This is a genomic window from Pseudomonas sp. P5_A2_2 (assembly GCF_054177685.1).
Window position 1 is genome coordinate 1 of the sequence record NZ_JBGCUL010001328.1, and the last position, 1,050, is coordinate 1,050.

The 1,050-nt window shown below is 60.1% G+C and carries 2 protein-coding genes; both read left to right on the top strand.

Features of this window, described 5'->3' with window-relative positions:
• On the top strand, window positions 1-712 hold a 712-nt coding region (locus ACXRVY_RS31175), incomplete at its 5' end, for a caspase family protein (RefSeq protein ID WP_458239229.1).
• Window positions 712-1,050: toll/interleukin-1 receptor domain-containing protein (locus ACXRVY_RS31180; protein WP_458239230.1), on the top strand; the 339-nt coding region annotated here is incomplete at its 3' end. The genes ACXRVY_RS31175 and ACXRVY_RS31180, both read left to right, overlap by 1 nt.

Sequence of the window (1,050 nt, forward strand, 5' to 3'; positions counted from 1 at the left end):
CTTCGATACCGACACCGACGAAGGCATGTTGATCCCGCAGGATTACAAGAGCGCCAAGGACGGGATTCGCCTGAGCGACATTCTCAACTGGGCGAGCAAGGCCACGAAGATCAAAAACAAAGTGATCATTCTCGATTGTTGCCAGAGCGGCTCGGCCGGCGAACTGCGCGCCTTGCGCAGTGAAGGCAGTGTGGTCGGCGAAGGCATGACCATTCTGACTGCCTGTAAAAAGGAAGAACCGGCGATGGAGGGCGCGCAACACGGCGTGTTCACCGGATTGTTGCTCCAGGCCCTGCACGGCGGCGCCGCGAACATCCTGGGCAAGATCACCCCCGGCAGCCTTTATTCGTTTGTCGACAACGCGCTCGATGCCTGGGAACAGCGTCCGGTGTTCAAGACCAACGTCTCGCAGTTCATTTCCCTGCGCGAAGTATCGCCGCTGATCCCCAAGGAAATCCTGCGCAAACTCCCCGAATGGTTTGCCGAAGCCGAGTCGGTGTACCCCCTCGCCCCCAGCTTTGAGCCCACCGAACCTGAATTCAACCCGGAGCACGGCGAAGTCTTCGCCCAGCTGCAAAAGTGCAACCGCCACAGCCTGGTCGAACCGGTAGACGCCGAGCACATGTACTACGCCGCCATTCACGCCACCGGCTGCCGCTTCACCGCCCTCGGCGCCTATTACCGCGAACTCGCGATCAAGGGACATTTCTGATGCCAGTGTTTATCAGCTACCGCCACATGGATCGCGCCCTCGCGGTCAAAATCAACACGCGCCTGATCCAGGCCAACATCAAGACCTACCTCGACGTACTGGATGCCGAATCCCAGACCACTGATGACATCACCGGGGTGATCACCCGCAACATCAGCGAATGCACGCACCTGCTGGCGGTGGTGTCGGAGAAAACCGCCCTGTCCTGGTGGGTACCGTTCGAAATCGGCGAGGCGACCATCACCAACCGGCGCATCTGCTCGTTCAAGACCGGCCCGACCGAGCTGCCGCTGTACCTCGATAAATGGCCGAAGCTGACCAGCGACCGGGACATCGAG